Source organism: Deinococcota bacterium (assembly GCA_030858465.1).
Classification (GTDB): Bacteria; Deinococcota; Deinococci; order Deinococcales; family Trueperaceae; genus JALZLY01.
Map to the genome: position 1 here is coordinate 1 of JALZLY010000302.1, position 6,445 is coordinate 6,445.

7 protein-coding genes are annotated in these 6,445 nt (G+C 63.0%); 6 read left to right on the top strand and 1 reads right to left on the bottom strand.

What is annotated here, in order from left to right:
• The 5 genes from M3498_15015 to M3498_15035 form a co-directional block, all read left to right on the top strand.
• The coding region (locus tag M3498_15015; protein ID MDQ3460590.1) for a TRAP transporter small permease at nt 1-500 on the top strand (500 nt) is incomplete at its 5' end.
• Complete coding sequence (locus M3498_15020; protein MDQ3460591.1) at nt 497-1,777, top strand: TRAP transporter large permease; 1,281 nt, start codon at nt 497-499, stop codon at nt 1,775-1,777. The genes M3498_15015 and M3498_15020, both read left to right, overlap by 4 nt.
• Before the next feature lie 94 nt (nt 1,778-1,871).
• Nucleotides 1,872-3,302: an aldehyde dehydrogenase family protein gene (locus M3498_15025; GenBank protein ID MDQ3460592.1), complete on the top strand. Its 1,431-nt coding sequence runs from the start codon at nt 1,872-1,874 to the stop codon at nt 3,300-3,302.
• 39 nt (nt 3,303-3,341) lie between these two features.
• Complete coding sequence (locus tag M3498_15030; protein MDQ3460593.1) at nt 3,342-4,097, top strand: SDR family oxidoreductase; 756 nt, start codon at nt 3,342-3,344, stop codon at nt 4,095-4,097.
• 31 nt (nt 4,098-4,128) lie between these two features.
• On the top strand, nt 4,129-4,557 hold the full coding sequence (locus M3498_15035) for a hypothetical protein (GenBank protein MDQ3460594.1): 429 nt from the start codon (nt 4,129-4,131) through the stop codon (nt 4,555-4,557).
• 456 nt (nt 4,558-5,013) lie between these two features.
• On the opposite strand, the gene M3498_15040 is transcribed toward M3498_15035, so the two are convergent.
• On the bottom strand, nt 5,014-5,820 hold the full coding sequence (locus M3498_15040) for a sugar phosphate isomerase/epimerase (GenBank protein MDQ3460595.1): 807 nt from the start codon (nt 5,818-5,820) through the stop codon (nt 5,014-5,016).
• Between the two features lie 416 nt (nt 5,821-6,236).
• Between M3498_15040 and M3498_15045 the strand changes: the two genes are divergently transcribed.
• Nucleotides 6,237-6,445: EthD family reductase (locus tag M3498_15045; protein MDQ3460596.1), on the top strand; the 209-nt coding region annotated here is incomplete at its 3' end.

Sequence of the window (6,445 nt, forward strand, 5' to 3'; positions counted from 1 at the left end):
TCGGCCTCGAGCGCCTCCTCACCGGCTTCGTCCACAACTTAGCGGCGCTCTTGCTGGCCACCTCTGTCAGCCTCTCCTTTTACCAGGTGATCACCCGCTTCGTCTTCGGCCACCCCTCGGTGTGGTCCGAGGTGGCGGCGCGCTCGATCATGATCTGGTTCGTCTTTTTGGGCTGCGCGGCGGCCTTTCGGATGGGCGCCATGATCGCGGTCGAACTCGTCTACCGGCTCTTGCCGCGCCGCCTCTTGGTGCCGGTCTACAGCGTGGTGACGCTCTTGACGTTCCTCGCCCTAGTGATCCTAGCCTGGCAGGGCTACAAGATGACCCTGCGCGTGCAGCTGCAGGCCTTAGCGGGCATCTGGATCTCGATCGCCTGGGTTTACGCGGCGATCCCGGTCGGCGCGGCCTTTTGCATCGTCGCTGTCTTGGCGCGCTTTGTCGAGGTCGTGAGGGACCCGGAGCGGCTTCTCTTCAGCGAAACGGTGGCGGAGACGGCGTGAACGCGGCGCTGGTCTTAGCCCTCATGGTGTTTTTTGCCCTGGGCGTGCCCATCGCGGTAGCGATCACGCTGGCCAGCATCGTCGCCATCGAGTTCTTTACCAACCTGCCGCTGCTCTTGGTCGCCCAGCGCATGTTCACCGGCATCGACAGGGTGCCCCTCATGGCGATCCCCTTTTTTATCTTAGCAGGCAACCTGATGGGGGCGGGCGGCATCTCGGCGCGGCTGGTGGACTTCGCCAAGTCGATAATAGGCGGCATGCCGGGCGGCCTCGCCTGCACCTGCGTGCTCACCTGCATGATCTTCGCCTCGGTGTCGGGCTCTTCGGTAGCGACGACTTTTGCCATCGGCGCCATTCTCATTCCCGCCATGATCCGTAGCGGCTACCCACGCCCCTTCGCCACCTCGGTGCAGGCCTCCTCGGCGGAACTGGGCGTGCTCATCCCACCGTCGATCCCGCTCATCATCTACGGCGTCAGCACCGACGTGTCGATCGGCCAGCTCTTTATCGCCGGGATCGGCCCCGGCCTGTTGGTCGGCGGCGCGCTCATCGCCTTTATCGCCGTCTTGAGCGCGCTAAAAGGCTTCGGCGCTAGCGACCGGAGCGGGCGGATGCCGCTCGGAACGGCCTTTAAACGGGCGCTTCTGGCCCTGCTGATGCCCTTCGTGGTGATCGGCGGCATCTACGGCGGCGTCTTTACGCCCACCGAGGCCTCGGCGGTGGCGGTCTTTTACGCGCTTTTAGTGGGTGGGCTCGTCTACCGCGAGATAAGTCCCCGGGACCTACCCAACATCTTCCGGCAGTCGATCATTTCGACCGCCATCATCATGCTGATCATCGCGGCGGCGTCACTCATCAGCTTTCTCATCTCCTACTCGGGCGCGCCGGGCCAGATCGCCGCCTGGATGACGGGCGTCTTCGGCGAGCGCTGGGCCTTTCTCTTAGCCATCAACGTCCTTCTCCTCGTCGTCGGCATGTTCGTCGAGACCTCGGCGGCTATTATCGTCCTGGCGCCCATTTTCATGCCCATCGCCCTAACGTTCGGCGTCGATCCGGTCCACTTCGGGCTGATCATGGTCGTCAACTTAGCGCTCGGCATGATCACGCCGCCATTGGGCGTCAACCTCTTTGCGGCCTGCACGGTCGCCAAGATTCCTCTGGATAGGATCATCGGCAGCCTGTTGCCGTTTGTAGGCGTGGTGCTCGTCTGCCTGATGATCGTCACTTACGTGCCGGAGGTGTCGCTCTTTTTGCGCGACCTGCTCTACGCGCGCTAGAGCTGAAAGCGTCCAGTGACGCGAAGCTGAGCGCTCTCGGCAGAACCATTTAAGCCTTAGACTTATTGTTAGCGTGTTCGGGAGGAGAGAGAGCATGGCAAGCGAGACGCTAGACGCCGAGCCGAGAGCGGTCGCCGGGGGGACGACCATTCCCGTCGTCGACCCCAGCAGCGGCGAAACCTTCGGGCAGATCCATAGGGGCACGGCGGAGGACATAGACGCCGCCGTGAAGACCGCGCGGCGCGCCTTCGAGTCGAGCTGGGAGCGCGTGCCCGCATTCGAACGAGGCCGCGTCCTCATGCGCCTCTCGGGGCTCGTTCAGGAGCACTTTGGCGCGCTCTGGCGGCTCGAGTCGCGCGACACCGGCAAGCCCGCGCCGCAGGCCGAGAGCGACATCGGCGCCTGCGCCCGCTACTGCGAGTACTACGCCGGCGCGGCCGACAAGCTGCACGGCGAGACGATTCCCTACGCCGAGGGTTTTACCGTGATGACCCTGCGCGAGCCGCACGGCGTGACCGGGCACATCATCCCCTGGAACTACCCCGCGCAGATCTTCGGCCGCTCGGTCGTCGCCGCCCTGGCCGCGGGCAACGCCTGTGTGGTCAAGCCCGCCGAGGACGCCTGCCTGTCGGTGCTGAGGCTGGCGGAGCTGGCCCTGGAAGCGGGTCTGCCCGAAGGGGTCCTCAACGTCGTCACCGGCTACGGTTCGGAGGCGGGCGCGGCGCTCGCCGGGCACGAGGGTATCGACCACATCTCTTTTACAGGCTCGCCCGCGGTAGGGACGCTCGTTCAACAGGCGGCGGCCATTCACAACCGCCCGGTGACGATGGAACTCGGCGGCAAGTCGCCGCAGCTCGTCTTCGCCGACGCCGACCTTGAGAACGCCCTGCCCAGCCTGGTGAACGCCGCCATCCAGAACGCCGGCCAGACCTGCTCGGCGGGCAGCCGCCTCCTAGTCGAGCGCTCGGCCTACGATACGGTGATGGAGCGTCTGGGGGAGGCCTTTGGGCGCCTGAAGGTAGGCGCTGCCGCAGGCGAACCCGACTGCGGCCCGCTCATCAGCGCCCGGCAGAGAGGGCGCGTGCTGGCCTTTCTCGAGCGCGCCCGGGCGGACGGGCTCGAGGTCGTGGCGCAGGGGAGCCTGGCGGACGCGCCGGCGGGCGGCTTCTACGTCCGTCCCACCCTCATCGGCAAGGTGCCGCCCGAGCACCCTCTCGCCCGCGAGGAGGTCTTCGGCCCGGTCCTGGCGGCTGCGCCCTTCGAGGACGAGGATGAGGCGGTCGCCTTAGCCAACGGCACCGATTACGGCCTGGTGGCCGGGGTGTGGACGAAGGACGGCGGGCGGCAGCTGCGCCTCGCCCGGCGGCTAAGGGCGGGCCAGGTCTACGTCAACAACTACGGGGCGGGCGGCGGGATCGAGCTGCCCTTTGGCGGCGTCAAGCGCTCGGGCTTCGGCCGCGAGAAGGGCTTCGAGGGCCTCAAGAGCTTTACAATCGTCAAGACGGTGACCTTTAAACATGGCTAGGGCAAGCATGGGCAGGGCCCACACCAACAGGAGCGAACGATGAGACTTCAGGACAAGATTGCTATCATTACCGGGGGCGGCTCCGGCTTCGGCGCGGGCATCGCCAAGCGCTTTGCCGAGGAGGGAGCTAAGATTATCGTCAACGATATCGCCGAGGAGGGCGGCGAGAGGGTCGCTGCGGAACTGCGCGAGGCCGGCGGCGAGGCGGTCTTCGTCAAGGCGGACGTGTCCAAAAGCGACGAGGTGAAGAGGCTCGTGGGCGCGGCCGTAGAGCGCTTTGGCGGCCTCGACATCATGGTCAACAACGCCGGCATCACCCACAGGAGCGGGCCGATGCTGGAAGTTCCAGAAGAGATTTTCGACCGGGTCTACGCCGTCAACGTCAAGAGCCTCTACCTGGCCGCGCTCCACGCCGTGCCTGTCTTTCGGGAGCGGGGAGGGGGGGTGTTCATCAACGTCGCCTCGACCGCCGGGGTGCGCCCGCGCCCGGGGCTGACCTGGTACAACGGCTCCAAGGGCGCGGCCATCACCATTACCAAGTCGATGGCGGCGGAACTCGCACCCGAAGGGATACGCGTCAACGCTATCAATCCGGTGATGGGCGAGACGGGGCTGCTAGACGACTTCATCGGCGGCGACTCGCCCGAAAAGCGGGCCAAGGTGATCGCCGGGATTCCCCTGGGCCGGCTGAGCCGGGCTCTTGACATCGCCAACGCCACGCTCTTTTTGGCCTCGAGCGAGGCCGAATTCATCACCGGTGTGTGCTTGGAAGTCGATGGCGGGCGCTGTATCTAGACCTGTATCTAGCCCTGTATCTAAACGCCTTGTGCTGGCGGGCCTGCTGCTGCTCGCCGGCGTTTGGGCGCAAGAGGTCGTCCTCTACGACGCCTCGGCGACGGCGGGGGCCTACATCGTGGGCGACACCTTGAGCGTCCATCTCTGGAGCGGCGAGCCGGTCGCCTATTTGGCGCAGGACCCCGTCGGCGACGCCCTGTCGGTCTACAGCCCCTTCGGCCAGCACCTGGGCTGGTTCGACGAGGGCCTGCTCTGGGACCACCAGGGTAGAATCGTGGCATTTATGGAGGGTGCTCTGGAGGTGACGCTCGGAGAGCCGCCGCCACGGGGCGAAAACCGCTTTTCACACCTTCCCCTGCTCAGGAGGCCACCGGAGCCCGCGCCGCTCCGTCCCCTCTGGCGCTACACCTGGTCGGAAACCGGGCTGGCGCGCTTTTTCGACTGGCGAGGGCGGCATTAGCCTGACTTGGTTACGCCACAAACGGCGACCGGTGAGGCTACTGGCTACTGGCTCTTCTGACCCCACCCCTGCAAAAGAATCAGCCCGGCGGGGGGACCGGGCTGGTGGAACGCTCGTAGGACGCTGACGGTACGCCTACTCGATAAGCTGGATTGCAGAAGGACTTCGGGCTATGCCCCCGTCCCGTTCCGAAGTCCTTCTATATCTTATCCCATAACAACTTATCAAACACTAACCCCGGCCATCGCGGTTAAGGGACGCTAGCAGTACACCTGCTCACTAAACTAACATCAAGGACTTCGTACACCGCCACCTACTTGGCCGCGGAGTCCTTTTGCCACCACGAAAAGCCCGGTGGGGGGACCGGGCTGGTGGTAATGAAGCCATGAACGCCGACACCGAGTCACCTCGAGGCCCCTTCTGCAAGCGTAGTATGTACCTTGCCAACGTGTTTTCTCAAGACGTTTGGAGACCCGCCTGCTGCCAGACCCTCTTTAGGCTAGAGGCCGTCTCGGCACAGGCGTCATCTTCCGTTAGCTCACGCACCCGCTGACTAAACGGCTCCACCATCACCGGGCCGTCATAACCGGTAGCGGCGACCGCCTGCAAAAAAGCCTTCAGATCGATGACGCCTGTTTCGCCGGGCAGCGCGCGCAGCTGGTCCAACTGCTCATCTACAGGCACAGGCCGTGCATCGTTTACATGCACCTCCACGATCTGCTCCGGGCTGAGGCGCCGCACCTCCTCCGCCGTCTCGTGCGCCGTGTAGAGGTGAAAACTATCCAGCAAAAAACCAACGTTCGAGCCGACCGCAAGCGCGAGTTCCGTCATCTCCTTTAAGGTATGCACAAAGGGAAAGCGCTGGCTCGACCAGAGCGTCTTAGGACCCACATACTCGAGCCCAAGCCGGATCCCGAACTCGGCAAGAATACTTGCTGCAGGCTTTAAACGCGAAACATGAAAGGCGAAGTTCTGCCGGTACGTCAGCTCGTTCGAGCACGGCATAATCCACGTCGAGGTCCTAAACAGCCCCAGTTCGGCGGCGGTTTCGGCAAGTTGCGGCAGGGCCGCCAGACTCTCCTTATAAGAACCCTCGTCGTTGCGGAACTCGAGGGGAAAGCCCCAAGCGGCGAGCCTTATGCCCTTTTCTTGGGCGAGTTCCTCCGTTCGGGCGGTTCCTAGGGCGGCAAGCTCATGAATATTGACATGATAACCGCTAAAGCCATGGCGTCTCGCCAAATCCAGGCCTTCAGGCAGCGTCACCTGAAGTCCAATCGCAGCGGGTAGAAGTGCAGGGTACATTGTTCATCTCCAGGGGTAAGGATTTCTTTTGTCCCAGCATTTATCCTAGCACTGATTTTGTGAGAGGCCGGCCTTGCACTCTTGCAAGGCCCTGTCATTGAGCCCTGTCATTGGGCCCAGTCTTGGCTGGAACGTCGCCTTTGCTTGTCATTAACCGACAATGACGCCTTTTAAGAGCTAGGCGCGACCTCGCGGCGTATAATTGAAACGTAAGAATGAGGGTTGACCCATCTCGGTTGGGGGCCACGAGATTCTTTGGGGGCAGATTGCTGCGGCTGGGACGATTGCCATTATCCCCGATATTCTGTTGGCCCTTTTTCTGCAACGCTACCTCATTCGCGGCCTCACTATGGGAGCTGTCAAATAAAGGAGGAACCATGGTAAAACTTATCGCTCTACTCAAACGTAAATCCGGCATCAGCCAAGAGGAATTTGCCAGGAGGTGGTTACAACAGCATACCAAAATCTCTACACAACTACCGGGGTTGCTTGAATACCGTATCAACATAGCTACGAGCAGACAAGAGGCGGGCAAAAATGAACCTCTTTTTGACGGCACGGCGGAACTCTGGTGGGAGAGCATAGA

Bases quoted from the DNA above. Each gene is read 5' to 3' on its own strand.
- M3498_15030 (MDQ3460593.1), top strand. From the start codon at position 3,342: ATGAGACTTCAGGACAAGATTGCTATCATTACCGGGGGCGGCTCCGGC.
- M3498_15025 (MDQ3460592.1), top strand. From the start codon at position 1,872: ATGGCAAGCGAGACGCTAGACGCCGAGCCGAGAGCGGTCGCCGGGGGG.